Genomic DNA, 18129 nt, shown 5'->3' with positions numbered 1-18129 from the left:
TTGAGGAAATAATATCCGCAAGGTCCTGCAAATCGCTATGTGAGCCTTGCGGATATTGTTTTTAAGGTTTATTCCTTTGCGGGAAAGCGAAAAAATGGGAAGATTTTGTACCTTTACCTAAAATATTCTATACAATGGCAGCGATGAATACAGCCGACATCGGCTTTGAAAAGGAAATATGGAAGGCGGCGGATAAGATGCGCGGAAATATTGATGCATCGGAATATAAATCCGTTGTATTGGGACTTATTTTCCTGAAATACATCTCGGACAAATTCGAAGCTAAATATCAACAGCTTGTTGCCGAAGGAGAGGGCTTTGAGGAAGACAAGGATGAGTATTTGAGTAATAAAAATGAGAAGGGTAGTTATGATCCGGTTTTCTATGTCCCTGCGGAAGCCCGTTGGGAAGCTATTGCCATCCATGCACACTCTCCTGAAATTGGAACGATCATCGACAATGCGATGCGGGCAATTGAGAAGGAGAATAAGCGTCTGAAAGATATTCTTCCGAAAAACTTTGCGCGTCCCGAGCTCGACAAACGCCGCTTGGGTGAAGTTGTCGATTTGTTTACAAATATTCGGATGCATGAGCACGGCGATTCGAAGGATATTTTGGGGCGTGCTTACGAATATTGTCTTTCGAAGTTTGCTGAGGCCGAAGGAAAATTGGCAGGTGAATTTTATACTCCGGCTTGTATCGTTAAGACATTGGTGAACGTATTACAACCTTATAAAGGCCGTGTTTACGATCCTTGCTGCGGTTCGGGTGGTATGTTTGTACAGTCTGCACAATTCATCGAGAACCACTCTGGAAATATCAATAATATATCGGTCTATGGTCAGGATTCCAATCCTACGACATGGAAAATGGCGCAGATGAACTTGGCGATTCGCGGTATCGAGGCCGATCTCGGACAATATAATGCGGATACCTTTTTCAATGATTGCCATCCAACTCTGAAGGCCGATTTCGTGATGGCCAATCCACCGTTCAATTTGAGCGATTGGGGGGCGGATAAGCTGGCGGATGATGTGCGTTGGAAATACGGTACGCCGCCCAACGGCAATGCCAACTTTGCGTGGATTCAGCATATCATCCACCACCTTGCCCCGACGGGACGTGCGGGCGTTGTGCTGGCCAACGGCTCGCTGTCGAGCCAGAGTGGCGGTGAGGGCGAGATTCGGCGTAAATTGGTAGAGGCTGATTTGGTGGATTGTGTTATCGCTATGCCGCCGCAGTTGTTCTATACTACACAAATTCCCGTGTCGATTTGGTTTTTCAATAAAAACAAGCAACAAAAGGGCAAAACGCTCTTTATCGATGCTCGCAACTTAGGTACAATGGTAACGCGCAAACTGCGCGAATTGACCGATAGTGACACGGTCGATCCGATAAAGCGCGGCGATATTCAGCGCATTGCCGACACCTATAATGCCTATGTTGCTGGAAAATTGGAGAATGAAAAAGGATTTTGTGTGGTTACCTCTGTCGCAGAAATTGCCAAGCAGGATTTTATTCTCACGCCCGGTCGCTATGTGGGCATTGCTGCGCAAGAGGAGGACACCGAACCGTTTGAGGAGAAAATGACACGCTTGACGGGCGAGCTTTCTGGACTATTTGAAAAGTCGCACGAGCTGGAGGCAGAGATCAAAAAACAGTTAGGTAGTATTGGGTATAAATTGTAGCAAATATGGGCTTAATTCTTAATGACTTAAAAAATGCATGTGAATTAGAACATGTATGTGACTATGTAAATAATCGCACAACGAGTAGTATGAATTATATCTCTACGGAAAATATGTTACCCAATAAAGGTGGTATAAGTGAATCTACAATAATACCGCCTGGAACCACAACTGAATATAAAATCGGAGATATTTTGATCTCTAATATTCGGCCATATTTCCAAAAAATATGGTGTGCTGATAGGTGCGGTGGGTGCTCTGCGGATGTCTTGTGTATTCGTGCAAAAGAAAATACAGATAGCAAATATTTATACTATCTGTTGAGCCAGCAAGCGTTTTTCGATTACGTAATGTCGGGAGCAAAAGGGTGTAAAATGCCTCGAGGGGACAAAAAACAGATTATGCAATGGCCTGTAAATATCCCCGCAATAGATGTGCAGAAAAAAGTTGTAGCTATATTATCTTCTCTCGATAATAAGATCAGACTCAATCGACGGATAAATGATAATTTAGCAAGCTAATCGAGGGAAACCTCCTCGACGGAGAGCTCGCCGGACATGAGTTTGGGTAGAAGGGTATCGCGGAGAGAAGCGAGTTTTTCATTTTCAGTTCTATTCTTCGCAATCAATTCATATAATGGTCTAACTATGCTTTCAAACTTTTTTATAATATCTTTATCTGGAATCTTTAATGAATAGTCCAAAGTAGCTGTTGGATGGAATCGTTGATGGCTACCAGTAGAACCATTGGTCAAAGAGAGTACATATTCATAAAATGCTTCTGAATTTACAATCGAATAGCAAAATCCTAACAATGAAGCATCTTTAGGTTTATATGGTATAAATTCAGTTGAGCATATAGCTTTTTCTGTCTGAATATTAGGGAACCAAATACGTTTAATTCTCGGATTTAATTTAGAGAACAAAAACATATTTTTTTGAATATAAAATTTTGAGCTTTTTATTGCGCAACCTTTTTCATAAGCTGCCCTTGTTCCATTATCAAAAGCAGGCAAACTATAATGTTCAAAGATTGTGTCAGGACTTTGTGCCGGGATTATAGAAGTTTTGCCAATCTCAAGGATTTCTTCCAATCTAATTTTTTTCCAATCATTATCTTGATTATCCACAAACCACGACTTAAACAGCGCTTTGGCTTGCTCCTCTAAATTATCATTTATGCGTCGATTGAGTTCTATTTTATCATCTAATGATGCAAGGATAGAGGCTATTCTTTTTTGCACATCAATATTAGGTATTCTAATCTCAACTTTTTTCATTGTAGAACCGGATACTTCCTTAAAAGTTGTCCCACTGCCCATTGCTTCAATATTACTCTTGTTGTATACCATCAGATAATACAAAAATATATTGTTAACTTTTTCGTTGGGGACTATGCTTTTAAATCCTTGGTTCGTTGTAATAGGATTCTTGGCTATTGCAACATATCCAATCGGTGCACGAGAGGTGAAAAGAATAGAACCTTGTGGGAGTAATTGCGCAGAACAGCTACTCAGTCCCTTTTCAGTGATATTTCGCTCTCCTTTTTCAATAAATCTACCGTTGAGAGTAGATAAATCTTTAGGGGTTATCCATGGAATTTGTCCACCATAATAATGGGGATTTGAGGTTGATGGAGTTGCTCCACCTATAATTGTCCCAATTTCTGAAAGTTTATATATTTTCCACTCGTTCATATCTAATTTATATATTTCCGATGTGAGATTTTGACATTGCTTTGATTAACCATTGCATAGTGCATTGTGGTGTCGATCTTGACGTGTCCCAATAGCTTCTGCACCTGTTCGATCGGCATTCCTTTATCAATGGCCATTGTAGCAAGTGTTCGGCGGAATTTATGCGGATGAACTTTGTGAATCGAAACTTTGCGGCCGAGCTGGCGGAGCCGTAACTCCACTCCGCTAATTTTAAGCCGATTATGCGGCTTAGCGATGGATACGAAGAGTGCCGGATTGTCATCTGTCCGGCTTTCGAGGTATTGTTTCAGATGAATTTTTGTGCGGGCGTTGAAATAGACTTCCCGTTCTTTGTTGCCTTTACCGAAAACGATGCACTCGCGTTCGTGAAAGTCTATATCCTCTCGATTAATTTTTACCAGTTCGCCGACGCGGATGCCGGTAGACGATAGCATATCTACGATTGCCAGATCTCGTATATGGGTGCAGTTGTCACGCAAAATTTCGAGATTTTCATCAGATAGCACCTCTTTAATTAAGGAGCCTGTTTTAACTTTATGGATGCGTCTCACCGGGCTTTTAAGGATATAATCTTCGTCTTCGAGCCATGCGAAAAAGCTTGAGAAAATTCTGCGGATATTGTCTATGGTAACTTTTGATGATTGGTTATTCGATTGGTATGATGCAAGATAACATCGTAGATCGGTCGTTGTTATATCGATGATATTCTTGTCGATCTGCCGTAACATATATTCGATAGTCGAAGCATAATATTTCAGTGTTTTCTCGGAGCATCCCTCGACGCGCTTGGCTGATATAAATAGCGTTTGCAGTTGAGAATTAGCCTTGATTCGTGCTTCGCTATCCGGAAGCTTTTCTGCGATGTCAATATTTTGCAATGTGCGATTCAGCACGTTGCATAAGATGCTCATTTGATCTGCCGTAATGACGGTACGCATCGCGGTTTTAATTTCGTCAATTAGTTTTTCTTTCATGGCTGCGTTTGTATTATTGAAATTGATAAAGTTACGCAGTCCATTGAAATACACACAAAGATAACCGATAAATGATAATTTAGCAAGCTAATCGAGGGAAACCTCCTCAACGGAGATCTCACCGGACATGAGTTTGGGTAGAAGGGTATCGCGGAGAGTGGATAATTTTATGTTTTCTTTTTTATTAGATTCAATTTGACTAAATAAAGGATCAGCAATAGAGTTAAATTGCTTCAATTTAGTGTCAGAGGGTATTGATATTGGAGTTTTTCTGAAAATCGGAACAGTCAATTGTTGCTGAGTCGTCCCCGTTCCTGTAATATTCTGAGTTAATGCCCACAAGTATAAATATTTTGCAGACAACTCTTTTTTATTAGGGATTATTGAAATTAGCCGGACAATAGGAACATATGGTTCTAATCTCAAACAGACATAACCTATAGTTCCTCTTGCAGAAATAGTTATACTTTCCTCGTGAATTTTTGCAACATTTGTATAACCATATAATCCTTCATTATCTATTCCATTAGAATATATAGGAACATGACACTCAATAGTCTTTTTATTAGTATATTTTGAAGGCCTATCACCTCCAGCAGTAATAAGTGTGATATCTCCTAATTCACAGTGAACCCATTCGTTTCGATCGAAATCCACAAACCACGACTTAAACAACGCTTTGGCCTGCTCCTCTAAATTATCATTTATCAAAGTTACTATTGTAATTTCTATTTTTGTTATATTTGTATTAAACTGGGATTTCTAATGGAATTAGATCTTAATATTGATTCAAACGGCAATGTAATCGTCAATACATTGTCGGAATATGTTGCATATATTTCTCAGTTGCAAGCTGCCAATGAAGGTAGCAATGAGCGATTCTTTTTCAGGGGCCAATCCAATAAAAATTGGGATGTGCGCCCATGTTTATTTAGAGAGAATAACCTGACGATTGAATCCGATATTATATCCGAAGCTTGTGCTCGTGCTCCTTTTGAATTTGGTGGCCGAAGCGCATTTGAACGACTGACAAAATTACAACATTATGGACTGCCAACCAGAATGTTGGATGTAACGCTAAACCCTTTAGTCGCGTTGTATTTTGCGTGTGCAAAATGTGAAGATAAAGAAAACTACGACAAGAATTATAAAGAATCTGATACTATTGATGTCGATTCCGATCATCCATTTGATAATGAATATGATGTCGATGGGGCTGTTTATTATAGACGGGCTTATGGACATAAGCATAATTCAGATGATATTGATCTGTTGGCTCGAATTGCGGAAATGGATTTCAACGGAGATATTGTATTGCATCAATTGGTCGAGAAATTAGGATTACGCAGTCAAATAAAACAAGCCGAGGATTTTGAGGAACTGGCAAAGGTGATGCAAAATGCCTACTTTGTTATATCGACATTCAACAATGAACGTTTGATTCGGCAGAGCGGAGCCTTTTTGCTTTCGGGTAGCATTAATATTCAACTCAATAAATCTGATTACGGCGTCAGTCGGATCGAAAAGAGCAGTTGTTCTTTAAATAGCCAGTTTGCGAGCGAAAGGATAATCATACCGGCCGGAAGTAAGGAAAGCCTTTTAGAAGAATTGAATTTCTACAATATAAACCAAGGGGCTTTATTTCCGGAGTTGGAGCATCAGATGGCATATATCAAATATAGTATGTGTAAATCTAATGTCAGAAGCGCTTCATCTTTTGAAAAGATAGATTTTGATGCAATAAAAGCTGAAGAATCTAAGGAAAGAGTTGAGATAGCTGAATCCGTAGTGAAAGAAGAGTTAGTTGATAAGGCTATTTATGATATCGTATCACAATATATTTCAGATGATGCTATAAAACAGAATGTTCTTCGAATTATTACACGGCAAACCGAATATATAGATTGGGCCAATAAGGAAGCGACCATTAGTGATTTGAGACGTAAAATCAAACGAAGCCTGTCTTTACAATCTATTAGTTCTGATGTCGCAACGCAATCTGCGCGTAATATGGTATCACAGCTTGTTAACTTGTATGTGAAAAAATAACAATTATATGCACTTCACCGAAGATGATTTTGAAAACGCCATTCTCGAGTTGTTTCGAGAGCAATTAGGTTACGATTATGTGTACGGCCCCAATGTGATACGCGACTATGCAGAACCGCTTTACGTGGAGGCGCTGGAGGCTGTGTTGCCGCAGATCAATCGTGGTCTGCCACAGGCCGCTATTGACGAAGCCATGGTGAAGATTCGAACTTATGAGGGTGGAACGTTGGTACAGAAGAATGAATTGTTCACGGATTACTTGCAAAATGGCGTAGCTGTCAATTATTTCGATGGCCGCGAGCAATGCTCTGCAAATGTCCGGCTTGTCGATTATGATTCACCATTACATAATCGGTTTACAATCGCTAATCAATGGACGGTCGATGGGCACTCGGTAAGGCGTGCGGATATGATCGTATTTGTCAATGGATTGCCGCTGGTGGTGGTCGAGCTCAAATCGCCCTCGCGTGAGAATACGGACGTGTCGGAAGCTTATGCACAATTGCGTAACTATATGCAGGAGATTCCGTCACTCTTTATCTATAACGCTTTTTGTGTGATGAGCGATCAGGGGATGACTAAGGCGGGGACGATCACGGCGGGTGAAGACCGTTTTATGCAGTGGAAGACGGTGGATGGGAGTTATGAGGATACCCATAGCGCGAATTTCGATGTGCTTTTCGCGGGAATGTTCGAAAAAACGCGGTTTGTTGAATTGTTGCGGAATTTTATTTGCTACTCGAAAGACGGTAAACAGCGCGTTAAGATATTAAGTGCCTATCATCAGTTTTATGCCGTACGCAAGGCTGTGCTTTCGACGGTCAAAGCAGCTGAGACGGATGGTCGGGGTGGCGTGTTTTGGCATACGCAGGGCAGCGGAAAGTCATTGTCGATGGTCTTTTTCGCCAAGCAGTTGCAGCAGGCGATGTCGTCGCCGACGATTGTCGTGCTGACAGACCGTAACGATTTGGACGGCCAGTTGTACCGGCAGTTCGCTTGTTGCAGGGATTTTTTGCGTCAGACACCCGTGCAAGCCGAAAGTCGGGCTCATCTTCGGGAATTATTGGCGGGACGCGAAGCGAACGGTATCTTTTTCTCGACGATGCAGAAATTCGAGGAGAGCGAAGAACCGCTTTCGATACGACGAAACATAGTCGTTATGGCCGACGAGGCGCATCGCAGTCAATATGGATTGGAGGAGAGGGTCCGAATGGTTACGGATGCTGACGGGGTGATGCAGGCCAAAGTTGTAATCGGCGCGGCGCGTCTGGTGCGTAATGCGTTGCCGAATGCTACCTATATCGGGTTTACCGGAACGCCTATTGCGCAAAAAGATCGGTCGACACGCGAAGTATTCGGCGATTACATCGACGTGTACGATATGACGCAGTCGGTGGATGACGGTGCGACACGGCCGGTATTTTACGAGAGCCGTGTAATCAATCTGAAACTCGACGAGCAGACCTTGCGACGTATTGATGCGGAGTATGATGCGATGGCCGAGGAAGCGGAAGAGTATGTCATTGAGAAAAGCAAGCGTGAATTGGGGCGGCTCGATTCGATCTTTGGAGCTGACGCGACGGTGGCATCATTGTGCGAGGACATCGTAAAACACTATGAGGAATTCCGGCAATACGAGCAGACGGGTAAGGCGATGATAGTAGCCTATTCGCGGCCGATAGCGATCAAGATTTACCGTCGGATTCTCGAAATGCGCCCGGTATGGGGTGACAAGCTGGCTGTTGTGATGACTTCCGGTAATAAAGATCCGGAAGACTGGCGGGCGATTATCGGAAATGATTCCCACAAGAAAGAGTTGGAGAAGAGGTTCAAAGACAACGACAGCTCGTTGAAAATCGTCATCGTAGTTGATATGTGGCTTACGGGTTTCGACGTACCTTCGCTTTCGACGATGTATGTTTATAAACCGATGTCCGGACACAATCTAATGCAGGCTATTGCTCGTGTGAATCGTGTGTTCGGGGATAAACAAGGCGGTTTGGTTGTGGATTATGTGGGTATCGCTTCGGCGTTGAAGACGGCGATGAACGATTATACATACCGTGACCGCAAAAATTATGGTGATACGGATGTGGCTAAAACCGCCTATCCGGAGTTTCAAAAGAAACTGGACGTTTGCCGTGATCTGATGTATGGATTCAATTATGGCGCTTTCTTCGGTAAGTCTGATTTGGAGCGGGCGAAAGCCATCAGCGGAGGTGTCGATTTCATGCAGTCCCCTGAGCGGATGGAAACGAAAAAACTCTATATCAAAGAGGCGCTGCTGCTGCGGCAGGCATTGTCGCTTTGTCAGAGTTTGCTGAATTACGAGCAGCGTATCGAAGCTGCCTATTTTGAGGCGGTGCGCACATTACTGACGCGCGTGGAGGGCAAGGGTAAGATTTCGTTCCGTGAGATCAACGGGCGTATTAATGAATTGCTCAAGCAGAGTATCAAGAGCGAAGGGGTAATTAATCTTTTCTCCGATATTAAGGAGGAGTTCTCTTTGTTCGATCCGAAATTCCTTGAAGAGGTTGCCCGGATGAAGGAACGGAATTTCGCCGTAGAATTATTGCGTAGGTTGATTGCAGAACAGGTACAACTATATCAGCGAACGAATACGGTACGAGCCGAGAAGTTTTCGGAAATTCTGTCCGATGCCATGAGTCGCTATTTGAAAGGGATGCTGACGAACGAAGAGGTTATCGAAGAATTACTGAAAATAGCCCGTGAGATCGTTTTCGGCGAAAAGGCCGGCGAGTCGCTTAATCTGAACAGCGAAGAACTTGCCTTTTATGATGCGTTGACCAAGCCTGAGGCTGTAAAAGATTTCTATTCCAACGATCAGTTGATCGCTATTACACGTGAGCTGACGGATGCACTCCGGCGTAACAAAACGATCGACTGGAATATGAAGGAGAGTGCTCGTGCCGGAATGCGGCGTATTGTCAAACGGTTGTTGAAAAAGTATGATTATCCGCCTGCAGGGCAGGAAGATGCTTTGAATACGATTATGGAGCAGTGTAAGAAGTGGAACGAAAATAATTGAATGGGATAGCTATGGGTAAGTTGGAAGAGTCGTATAGAAGAGTTGCATAATGATCTTGCAAGATAAGTAATACGCGCCTGTTAACTCTGATTAGATAACAGGCGCGTATGATTATTTTGTAATGTCTAATTCCTTTTGGAACTGCTTTGCTTTTTGCCGGATATCTTCTGCTTCCTGCTTTCGGATAACGCTACGTTGTTGATTCTCGATTGCTTCCCGGACGGCTGTTTCGTAACGCTCAACTTGTTGCCGGAGCGAGCGACGGTCTGCGCGGCGTTCGGAATCGTAGAAGAGGGCGTTCAGGTTGCGCAATTTTTGCTCGTCGATGTCGCCCATCATTTGAACGTAACGGTATTTCAATTCCGTATCACGCAGGTTGGCAATACGGTCGTATAATTTAGTAATATGGATGCCGCCGCAGAGAATCACGATGAAAGAGATCGCCATATAGAGTAGTGCCCACGAGGTGTTGAAGTCGATGACGTGGATATGCCGTTGGGCTGCGGGTTGCGCAGGATGAGCGACGGCCGCAATAATTTTCTCGGTATGGTTTTCAGTCTCTTTTCCGATAGTTGTAATGCGGTCTGCAAGTTCCATGCGTACCCGTTCGACATTCGTGCGGGTGAATTGGGCCGTTTCGAGCAGTCGGGCGATTTTATCATCCGTTGTTACTGGAGCTGGGGCGGATATGTTGCGGTCGTCTATTCTGCGGCTGAGGGAGGTGAGTTGTTTTCTCAGTTCTTCGAAAAGTTCGATAATCGTGTTCGTGTCCATAAATAATAGGTATTGTCGATTAAAGTCGGTGTTGTTTTCTCTTTTTGCGCAGTCGTTCCTGAAGGCGCCGTTCTTCGTCCGCATCGTAGACCGGTTGCAGAAGATCTTCGAGCAGGTGACTGAACGATGCGACCGGATTGCTTACAGAACCACGTTCGTTTGCGGAGAGTGCTTGTCGGCGGTTCAGGCTCAGCGCATGGTCGATTTTGGAGAAACTGAACTGCCGGTCGATTTTCGAACCGTTGAACGGGTAGCCGTTCCTGGCGAAGACGACGCCTTGTACGTCGGATGTGCCGCCGCGCATCCGGAACTCGGTAGCGATCCCTTCGTGCCGCAGCGCTGCCGTCAACTCCGGCCAGTCGCGGCAGCGGGGTACGGCGTCGCGCAGCGCGTGGAAAATTTCATATTTCGTTTTGTCCGGTTCGCGCAGGCGGTGCTCCTTGACATTCTCTTTGCCCGATGCGAAGTAGAGCCCATGCCGGACGGTCAGCTCCTTGCAGAGTCGCTCCGAACGGTAGCGGTCGTTGCGGTCGGAGACGGTACGGCCGTCGTTGTCCACCCGGTTGAAAAGGATATGCAGATGGGGATGTTCCCGGTCGCGGTGGCGGGCGATGATGAACTGCGTGTTTCGGATGCCCATGCCGGAGAGATACTCCGCGGCGATTCCGACCATCCGCCTGTTGTCGAGCCGTGCGGCGTCCTGTGCCGAAAAGGCGAGGACGATGTGGCCGACGGGCTTCGAAAGATGCGGATTCAGTGCCGCCTGCATTCGGAAGCTGCGGACGATGGAATCCCGGTCTTTCATCCGGACGCCCAGTCCGGCGAGCAATTCGGCGTCTTTTCCTTTGTCAAGGACGTAATCGACGGCTCCGCCGAACGAACCGCCTTTCGATATTTTGGCAATCATGGTTATTCGTTAATTTGATCTATTAGCGTATCTATCTTTTCGATCAGAGCTGTGCACTCCGCCGCTGCCTGAACATATCCGGCGGAGTTGGCTTTTCGGGCGAGCTGATTGAGGTTGTTGGCCATACCGGCGAGCTGCCGCAGCAGGGTCATCTGTTCTGCCGTGAGGCGCTGGCGGACGACGCTCCTTGAGAGCGCCGTCCGGGCGTATTCGGCCCAGGTGAGACCTGCCGCCCGCGCCTTGCCGCGCAGGGCGTAGTAGTCTGCTGCGGCCATCTTCACGGTCAGCCGCTCCTTGAGCTTTTCGCTTGCGGATTTGGGCGGACGTCCGCCTTTGGGATTCTTTTTCATTATATCCATTTGAGACCAGCGGGATGAATCTGCAAGGGTTTCGGGGCACCCGAAACATAAACTTGCTCTCTTAAAACCCGGAATGTTACTCCGCGGCGGCCGATGTCAGTTTTTGTCCGAACATCTCCATTTCGCGGCCGATGACTGTCTCGGAGAACTTGGCGTAGTGGCGCGTCGTGTTGGTGTTCGAGTGGCCGAGAATCTTGGCTAGAACGTCAATCGGCATGCCGTATTCGACGGCCATGCAGGCGAAGGTGTGGCGGGCAACGTGGGTGGTCAGCACTTTGTTGATGCCGCACACGGCTGCTATCTCTTTCAGGTACGCGTTCATCTTTTGGTTACTCGGCGTAGGGAGCACCCGTGAGCGTGCGACGCATACTTCGTCGTGCTCGTAGCGGCGCAGGATTTCGAGTGTGGCCGGGAGTAGCGGGATACGGCTCATCACGGAGGTCTTCTCGCGGGGCTTGTGAATCCACCAGCGGCCTTCGTCGTCCTGCGAGAGGTGCTCGCGCCGCAGGTGGTCGGCATCGGCGAAGGCCAGCCCCGTCAGACAGCAGAAGACGAAGACGTCGCGGATGCGGGCCAGCCGGTGGTCGAGCGCCTTGCGGCTCAGTAGTTCCAGTTCATGCGCCGTGAGGTGCTCCTTGGCCTGCACCTCGTCTTCTTTGAGTTTATAGTAGCGAAACGGATTTTTCGTGATCCACTCGTTGCGCAGGCAGTAGAGGACAAAGTTGCGCAGACAGTTCATCACGGCGACCGCTCCGTTGTGGCGGCAGCGGTGGGCGGTTTGCAGGAAGAGGTTGAAGCCGTCCAGAAACTCGTAGTTCATCCGTTCAACGGGAATATCCTCGGCTTTGCCGCGTTGGGCGAGATACTGTTTGAGGTAGCGCAGCAGCCGCTCGTACTTGTCTGCCGTGCGCTGCGTGATGCGCACGCCCACTTCGGTCGTTCTTTTCGCATTAGGAAAAGGATGGTAAAAGTTTCTTGTCTCATAACTCGTGACATTTTAAGGATTGACAAAACGTCTGCAAGGAAACTTTATTGCGGTGTAAAACGCAGCAAAACAATGTATTGCGGGCTAAAAAGGTGGCAATCCTGTTTTCGGAAGCCCAAATCGTCTCTGCCCACTTTTTTGCCACCCAACAGTTTTCTCCGGCTTGCTTTCCGCTTCCGGTTCGGGGAATCGGTCGAGACCTTTGCAAAATGGTGATAACCAGCCCCCCCCCTACCGGACGGGCGACAAAAAAAGGAGCCTCGGAAAAGGCTCCTTTGTGCGGATAAAGGGACTCGAACCCCCACGCCGTAAGGCATCAGATCCTAAGTCTGACGTGGCTACCAATTACACCATATCCGCATCGGTAGGACAAAGGTAGATAAAAATTCACAAAACACAACCGGCACGGGCCATTATCCGGCTTTTTTGGTTACTTTTGTAAGTAATTTTTTAGACATGCCGCAACATATTACCCTTGTACTCACGCCGAAGCAGGCTGCCGATGCGACGTTTTACACCTCGCAGGCGGCGCGGCGCATGGGTGTCTCGGAGGCCGATATTGCTCTGGCGCGGGTCGTGAAACGGTCGATCGACGCCCGGCAGCGGCAGGTGAAGGTGAACCTGACGCTCGAAGTGTACGTCGACCGCGAGCCGCAGCCCGGGCCGGTGCATTTCGACTATCCGTCGGTCGACGGACGCACGGAGGTCGTGGTCGTGGGATCGGGACCTGCGGGGCTGTTCGCGGCGCTGCGGCTGATCGAACTGGGCCTGCGGCCCGTGATTCTGGAGCGCGGGCGCGACGTTTCGGCCCGCAAGCGCGACATCGCGCAGATCAACCGCAACGGCGCTGTGGACCCCGACTCGAACTACGCCTTCGGTGAAGGCGGAGCCGGGACCTTTTCCGACGGCAAGCTCTTCACCCGCAGCAAAAAACGCGGCGACTACAACAAGGCGTTGCAGACGCTGGTGTTTCACGGTGCGACGCCCGAAATTCTCTTCGAGGCCCATCCTCACATCGGAACCGACAAGCTGCCGGGCATCATGCAGCGTATCCGGCAGACGATTGTCGGAGCGGGCGGCGTGTTCCGTTTCGGGAGCCGCGTTACCGATTTGAAAATCGAAGGCGACCGGATAAAAGGCGTATGGTGCGGCGACGAACTGATCGAAGGAGCCGCCGTCGTGCTGGCTACGGGCCATTCGGCGCGCGATATTTACGAACTGCTCCACCGCCGCGGCGTGCGCGTCGAGGCCAAGCCCTTTGCCATGGGGGTGCGCATCGAGCATCCGCAGGCGCTGATCGACTCGATCCAATACCATTGCGAGACGCGCGGCGAGTACCTCCCGGCGGCCTCCTATTCGCTCGTGAGCCAGGAAAACGGCCGCGGGGTCTACTCGTTCTGCATGTGCCCGGGCGGGTTCATCGTACCGGCCATGACCGATGCCGCGGAGTCGGTGGTCAACGGCATGTCGCCCAGCGGCCGTACGTCGCCCTATGCCAATTCGGGGCTGGTCACGGAGGTCCGGCTTGCGGATTTCGAACATCTGCGTGCCGAATGGGGCGAGCTGGCGGGGCTGAAATTCCAGCAGCGGTTCGAAGAGTCGGCGCGGCAGCGGGGCGGGGAGCATCAGATCGCTCCGGCACAGCGGGTCGCCGATTTCGTGGCGGGACGCGCAAGCGGGTCGCTGCCCCGAACGTCGTACATTCCCGGTATCACGCCGTCGCGTCTGGACGAGTGGATGCCCGGCTTCATCGCGCAGGGACTGCGTCAGGGCATCGCGACCTTCGGCCGCCGGATGCGCGGGTACCTGACCAACGAAGCGGTGGTCGTGGGCGTGGAGTCGCGCACCTCGACGCCCGTGCGCGTGCCGCGCGACCCCGGGACGCTGATGCATCCCGAAACGAAGGGTTTGTTTCCCGCAGGAGAGGGGGCCGGTTACGCCGGCGGCATCATTTCTGCGGCGCTCGACGGCGAACGAATCGCCGAGGCGGTAAAAAATTATATTCGATAGCCGATGGAACCGAAAGTCAGCATTATCATTCCGGTCTACAATGTCGAGCCGTTTCTGGCCCGATGCCTGGACAGCGTGGTGGGACAGACCCTGCGCGGGATCGAGATCATCTGCGTCGACGACGGAAGTCCCGACCGGTCGATCGACATCCTGAACCGCTATGCGGCGCAGGACGACCGCATCCGGGTCATTTCGCAGGAGAACCGCGGCCTGGGCGGCGCCCGCAACCGGGGATTCGACGCCGCGACGGGCGAATTCATCCTTTTCGTGGATTCCGACGACTGGATCGACCCGGCTTACTGCGAGCGGCTGTACGAGGCCGCCCGGGAGGCGGAGGCCGACATTGCCTGCGCCTCGATGCTGAAGATCAGACCCTCCTATTCGAAATGGACGATTCATTATACGGAGCGGCAGGTGGCTGCCGAAGCGCAGGAGAAATTTCGCCTCTGCCGCTGCCCGCCCGATTTTTATGTGATGAACAAGCTCCTGCGGCGCGAGATGCTGTTGCGGCTGGGACTGCGCTTTCGCGAACGGGTCTGTTACGAGGATGTGGAATATACGATGCGCCTGCTGGGCGAAGGGGGTGTTCTGGTGACGGTTCCCGATGTCGTTTACCGCTATGTGGTCAACGGGGCGTCGATTACCAAGAGCCGCCAGACGCCGAAAAAGCAGCAGGACAAATATCTGGCCCACAAAGCCTTCGTGGCCTACGTCGACGCCCGCGGAATACGTCTCGACGCGAGGTTCCGGCGCATTACCCGCCGTTCGTTCGGCCGCTGGGGACTTACATGGCTGAAAATCAAGGAGTGCGGCGACCGGGAGACCTACCGGTTGTTCGACCTGATTCCGGTGTGGCGGAAACGTGTAACCGATAAACAAGCATGTGATGGACATTGATCTGGTATACCTTTGGGTCGATGGGAACGACCCTGTGTGGCTGACGAAGAAAAATGAATTTCTGCCGGCCGACAGGCAGGTGGACCCCCAGGTGGCGGGGGAGTGCCGCTACGTCGAGAACGACGAACTGCGTTATTCCCTGCGTTCGGTGGAGAAATTCGCGCCGTGGATACGCCGCGTCTATATTGTGACCGACGACCAGACGCCTGCGTGGCTCGATACGTCGAATCCGCGCATAAGGGTGGTTTCCCACCGGGAGATCATGCCTGCGGAGATTCTTCCCGTCTTCAATTCGTGCACCATCGAGCTGTTTCTGCCCCGGATTCCCGGTCTGGCCGAGCATTTCCTCTATGCCAACGACGACATGTTTTTCAGCCGTCCCGTCGATCCCGGGTTTTTCTTCGACTGGCAGGGCCGCCCCATCGTGCGGCTTAAGGTCCAGTCGCTGAAGAAGCACGACGACGACATCTATTGCCATACGATCCTCCGCATGCAGGATCTCGTGCGGGCGCGTTACGGCAGGTGCTCGTCGCTGGCTCCCCACCACAATGTCGACGCTTACCGCCGCAGCGATTTTCTCGAATGCTGCGAGACCTTCCGGGCCGAACTGGAGCATACGAAGCACGCCCGGTTCCGTTCGCGCGACGACTGGCAGCGTGCCCTGGTGCTCTACGATGCGTTGGCGCGCGGACGCGCCTCGCTGCGCAAGGTGACCCGCTTCAACAAACTGCGCAACCCCTTGCGGCTGCTTCGTGCGGCTTTCGGCGCGGGTTGCGGCAGCGATTCGCGTTGCATCCCGGCTTATCTGCCTAATCTTGAGTCTATTATGGAGAAATATGATCCGTCGTTGTTCTGCCTGAACGACGACGTGCGTATGACCGACGAAGACCGTATCCGGGTCCGGAGGTTTCTCGACACCCGTTTCCCCGAAAAGTCATCGTTCGAAAAGTAGCGCGCGGCGAATTCGCTGCGACCGGGTCAGCCGCCGATGACGATGGCCGACCCTCTGCCGATCTCGTAGGATATTTTCGGGGTAAGATGCCGGTCGAGCCCCTTCTCGCAGCGGGTCCGGTGGCAGCGGATGCTGTCTTTGTAACGCTGCTCGTTGCTGTTGCAGCCCGAACGTTCCGCCTGGTTGTGATGGAGGTGGAAAGCAACGCCCCGGAATTTCATGCATCGCTGATGTATCTCGCTGTTGTTGAGCCGTATGCATAATTCGGCGTCCTCGAATCCCCAGCCCTTGAAATCTTCGTCGTAGCCGTTTACGCGAATCAGGTCGTTGCGCCAGAATGCCATATTGCACCCACGGGGAGCGCGGGTCGGGCCGAACGTATGGTAGAGTATCGACATGATCGGGATTCGTACGACATTGTTGCTGCTGCGGATGCCTTTCATCAGCGGGGACAGCGATGTGATCTCCCCGCTGAGCACCTTGCGGGTCAGCAGTTCGGTGATGATGCCCCGGGAGCCGGTGACGAAGCATCCTTCCCGGGCGAAAAGCATGTGGTCCTGAATGAAATTCCGTTGCAGGATCAGGTCGCCGTCGATCTGGATAATGTATTTTCCTTTGCTGGCGGCAATGGCTTTGTTGCGGATGGCCGCCAGGCGGAAACCGTTATCCTCGTGCCAGATATGGCGCACGGGAACCGGCGAGATGTTCTCGAAGTGCTTTACGACATCGCGGGTGCTCATGCCCGATCCGTCGTCCGCAATCAGGATTTCGGAGGGCATGACGGTCTGTTGCATCACGCTGTCGAGGCAAAGGTAAAGCGCCCGAGGCCAGTTGTAAGTGGAAATGATCAACGATACTGTCATCGTACTGTAAAACTATTGGTTAGGTTAGGAGTTCGAGGATGGGCAATAGCGAGTGTGCAAAATCTCTGCCGGGGTGTTGCGCGGGGAGATTCTGGCCGAAAAGAAAATGACGTTGCTGAAATCATTTTGCAAAAGTAGCAATTTATCCGTTATGATCGTCATATCGCTCTTTTTATATATATAAATGCGCTTTTCGGCCGATACTGCATACCGGGTGGAAAAAAGTTTTTTAAGGTTTGGGTTGCGAGGGTGTTATATGGTTGATTTACATGGGCGTATGAATTCTTGCCGGCTGGTGATATTAAAAAAACTCAAAAAATTTGAAAATTATTTTAATAAAAGCTTGCGCGGATGGTTTTTTCGCCTTATCTTTGCAGCGAAGTTTTAAGGTTCATTTAGGTTAGTAGTTTTAGGTTGGTGAGGAAACTGGGAAAGACGGACTGCGGTCCGGTTCCAGGTTTCCTTTTTTTGCGTCTTTTCGGAAGGCGCTTTTTTTATGCCCGCTTCCGGGCGCCTCTCTTTTCGCGCGTCCGGAATTTTCCGGACCTCCGTTTCGGTCTTCCCGGGTTTTGCCCGTTTTTTCGTTCAACCCGATTGGCCGGTTCCATTTTCCGGAAAATTCCGTCGATTGGGGTTTTCAGGCCGTGGCGCCGCGTTGAATGCGTTTAGGATTAAACACTTGCGAGAGTAGCTACTTAATCGGGTAAGTAGCTTTATCGGGAGATCAATGTTACCAAATTGTTAAATATATTTAATATATTCGTAAAATATTTGCGTAATTGAAAAATCCCCCTTATCTTTGCAGTGAAGTTTTAAGGTTCATTTAGGTTAGTAGTTTTAGGTTGGTTGAGGAAATCGGCAGGTTGTAACGGGTTGTCCGTTGCTAAGACCAGAGGGGCGGTACT

At 49.4% G+C, this 18129-nt stretch carries 14 protein-coding genes, 1 tRNA gene and 1 pseudogene; 7 read left to right on the top strand and 9 right to left on the bottom strand.

Features of this window, described 5'->3' with window-relative positions; translation table 11 throughout:
* The first annotated feature begins 134 nt into the window (after positions 1-134).
* Together NQ492_RS05995 and NQ492_RS05990 are read left to right on the top strand one after the other, a co-directional pair.
* On the top strand, positions 135-1688 hold the full coding sequence (locus tag NQ492_RS05995; RefSeq protein WP_015547151.1) for a class I SAM-dependent DNA methyltransferase: 1554 nt from the start codon (positions 135-137) through the stop codon (positions 1686-1688).
* Positions 1689-1693: 5 nt separating this feature from the next.
* Entirely contained in the window at positions 1694-2209 is a 516-nt protein-coding gene (locus NQ492_RS05990; RefSeq protein ID WP_083923866.1) for a restriction endonuclease subunit S, read from the top strand.
* Here the strand turns inward: NQ492_RS05990 and NQ492_RS05985 are convergent.
* From NQ492_RS05985 to NQ492_RS05975, 3 genes are all read right to left on the bottom strand, one after another.
* On the bottom strand, positions 2206-3384 hold the full coding sequence (locus NQ492_RS05985) for a restriction endonuclease subunit S (protein WP_259873940.1): 1179 nt from the start codon (positions 3382-3384) through the stop codon (positions 2206-2208). The genes NQ492_RS05990 and NQ492_RS05985 overlap by 4 nt on opposite strands.
* Before the next feature lie 2 nt (positions 3385-3386).
* Positions 3387-4379 (bottom strand): site-specific tyrosine recombinase/integron integrase, encoded by a 993-nt coding sequence (xerA, locus tag NQ492_RS05980; protein WP_044054364.1) that lies wholly within the window; start codon positions 4377-4379, stop codon positions 3387-3389.
* Between the two features lie 87 nt (positions 4380-4466).
* Positions 4467-5090 carry a restriction endonuclease subunit S gene (locus NQ492_RS05975; RefSeq protein WP_259873938.1) on the bottom strand — a complete coding sequence of 208 codons (624 nt, stop codon included), beginning with the start codon at positions 5088-5090 and terminating at the stop codon, positions 4467-4469.
* A 54-nt stretch (positions 5091-5144) separates the two neighbouring features.
* On the opposite strand from NQ492_RS05975, the gene NQ492_RS05970 reads away from it, so the two are divergent.
* Positions 5145-6428 (top strand): FRG domain-containing protein, encoded by a 1284-nt coding sequence (locus NQ492_RS05970; RefSeq protein ID WP_044054366.1) that lies wholly within the window; start codon positions 5145-5147, stop codon positions 6426-6428.
* A 7-nt stretch (positions 6429-6435) separates the two neighbouring features.
* Positions 6436-9477, top strand: coding sequence for a type I restriction endonuclease subunit R (locus NQ492_RS05965; RefSeq protein ID WP_015547154.1), 3042 nt, complete (start codon positions 6436-6438; stop codon positions 9475-9477).
* Between the two features lie 111 nt (positions 9478-9588).
* On the opposite strand, the gene NQ492_RS05960 is transcribed toward NQ492_RS05965, so the two are convergent.
* The 5 genes and pseudogenes from NQ492_RS05960 to NQ492_RS05940 form a co-directional block, all read right to left on the bottom strand.
* Complete coding sequence (locus NQ492_RS05960) at positions 9589-10251, bottom strand: hypothetical protein (RefSeq protein ID WP_015547155.1); 663 nt, start codon at positions 10249-10251, stop codon at positions 9589-9591.
* Between the two features lie 19 nt (positions 10252-10270).
* Positions 10271-11158, bottom strand: a complete 888-nt coding sequence (locus NQ492_RS05955) for a relaxase/mobilization nuclease domain-containing protein (protein WP_015547156.1) — start codon at positions 11156-11158, stop codon at positions 10271-10273.
* A gap of 2 nt (positions 11159-11160) precedes the next feature.
* Positions 11161-11508, bottom strand: a complete 348-nt coding sequence (locus NQ492_RS05950; protein ID WP_015547157.1) for a MobC family plasmid mobilization relaxosome protein — start codon at positions 11506-11508, stop codon at positions 11161-11163.
* Between the two features lie 85 nt (positions 11509-11593).
* Positions 11594-12463 (bottom strand): annotated as a pseudogene (locus NQ492_RS05945) (site-specific integrase); the annotation flags it as partial.
* 317 nt (positions 12464-12780) lie between these two features.
* Positions 12781-12862, bottom strand: a tRNA-Leu gene (locus NQ492_RS05940).
* Between the two features lie 96 nt (positions 12863-12958).
* Between NQ492_RS05940 and NQ492_RS05935 the strand changes: the two genes are divergently transcribed.
* From NQ492_RS05935 to NQ492_RS05925, 3 genes are read left to right on the top strand one after another with little or no spacing between them, the layout of a single operon-like run.
* On the top strand, positions 12959-14512 hold the full coding sequence (locus NQ492_RS05935) for an NAD(P)/FAD-dependent oxidoreductase (RefSeq protein WP_015547158.1): 1554 nt from the start codon (positions 12959-12961) through the stop codon (positions 14510-14512).
* A gap of 3 nt (positions 14513-14515) precedes the next feature.
* Positions 14516-15409, top strand: a complete 894-nt coding sequence (locus NQ492_RS05930) for a glycosyltransferase family 2 protein (protein WP_015547159.1) — start codon at positions 14516-14518, stop codon at positions 15407-15409.
* The gene (locus NQ492_RS05925) at positions 15399-16361 is read left to right on the top strand and encodes a stealth family protein (RefSeq protein ID WP_015547160.1); all 963 of its coding nucleotides are present in this window, start codon (positions 15399-15401) and stop codon (positions 16359-16361) included. Before NQ492_RS05930 ends, NQ492_RS05925 begins: the two co-directional genes overlap by 11 nt.
* A 26-nt stretch (positions 16362-16387) precedes the next feature.
* Here the strand turns inward: NQ492_RS05925 and NQ492_RS05920 are convergent, their stop codons facing one another.
* A complete protein-coding gene (locus tag NQ492_RS05920; RefSeq protein WP_044054369.1) occupies positions 16388-17224 on the bottom strand; it encodes a glycosyltransferase family 2 protein in 837 nt (278 codons plus the stop codon).
* Positions 17225-18129 lie beyond the last annotated feature (905 nt).

The sequence above is a fragment of the Alistipes shahii WAL 8301 genome, from assembly GCF_025145845.1.
Lineage (GTDB): Bacteria > Bacteroidota > Bacteroidia > Bacteroidales > Rikenellaceae > Alistipes > Alistipes shahii.
Note: the sequence above shows the minus strand (reverse complement) of the source record. Positions and strands in the feature narration are given on the sequence as shown.

Excerpts from the sequence above, each read along its gene's own strand:
- NQ492_RS05965 (WP_015547154.1), top strand. The coding sequence starts at position 6,436 with ATGCACTTCACCGAAGATGATTTTGAAAACGCCATTCTCGAGTTGTTT.
- NQ492_RS05985 (WP_259873940.1), bottom strand. The coding sequence starts at position 3,384 with ATGAACGAGTGGAAAATATATAAACTTTCAGAAATTGGGACAATTATA.
- NQ492_RS05930 (WP_015547159.1), top strand. The coding sequence starts at position 14,516 with ATGGAACCGAAAGTCAGCATTATCATTCCGGTCTACAATGTCGAGCCG.
- NQ492_RS05970 (WP_044054366.1), top strand. The coding sequence starts at position 5,145 with ATGGAATTAGATCTTAATATTGATTCAAACGGCAATGTAATCGTCAAT.
- NQ492_RS05990 (WP_083923866.1), top strand. The coding sequence starts at position 1,694 with ATGGGCTTAATTCTTAATGACTTAAAAAATGCATGTGAATTAGAACAT.
- NQ492_RS05935 (WP_015547158.1), top strand. The coding sequence starts at position 12,959 with ATGCCGCAACATATTACCCTTGTACTCACGCCGAAGCAGGCTGCCGAT.
- NQ492_RS05995 (WP_015547151.1), top strand. The coding sequence starts at position 135 with ATGGCAGCGATGAATACAGCCGACATCGGCTTTGAAAAGGAAATATGG.
- NQ492_RS05925 (WP_015547160.1), top strand. The coding sequence starts at position 15,399 with ATGGACATTGATCTGGTATACCTTTGGGTCGATGGGAACGACCCTGTG.
- NQ492_RS05950 (WP_015547157.1), bottom strand. The coding sequence starts at position 11,508 with ATGAAAAAGAATCCCAAAGGCGGACGTCCGCCCAAATCCGCAAGCGAA.
- NQ492_RS05920 (WP_044054369.1), bottom strand. The coding sequence starts at position 17,224 with ATGACAGTATCGTTGATCATTTCCACTTACAACTGGCCTCGGGCGCTT.
- NQ492_RS05960 (WP_015547155.1), bottom strand. The coding sequence starts at position 10,251 with ATGGACACGAACACGATTATCGAACTTTTCGAAGAACTGAGAAAACAA.
- NQ492_RS05955 (WP_015547156.1), bottom strand. The coding sequence starts at position 11,158 with ATGATTGCCAAAATATCGAAAGGCGGTTCGTTCGGCGGAGCCGTCGAT.
- xerA (WP_044054364.1), bottom strand. The coding sequence starts at position 4,379 with ATGAAAGAAAAACTAATTGACGAAATTAAAACCGCGATGCGTACCGTC.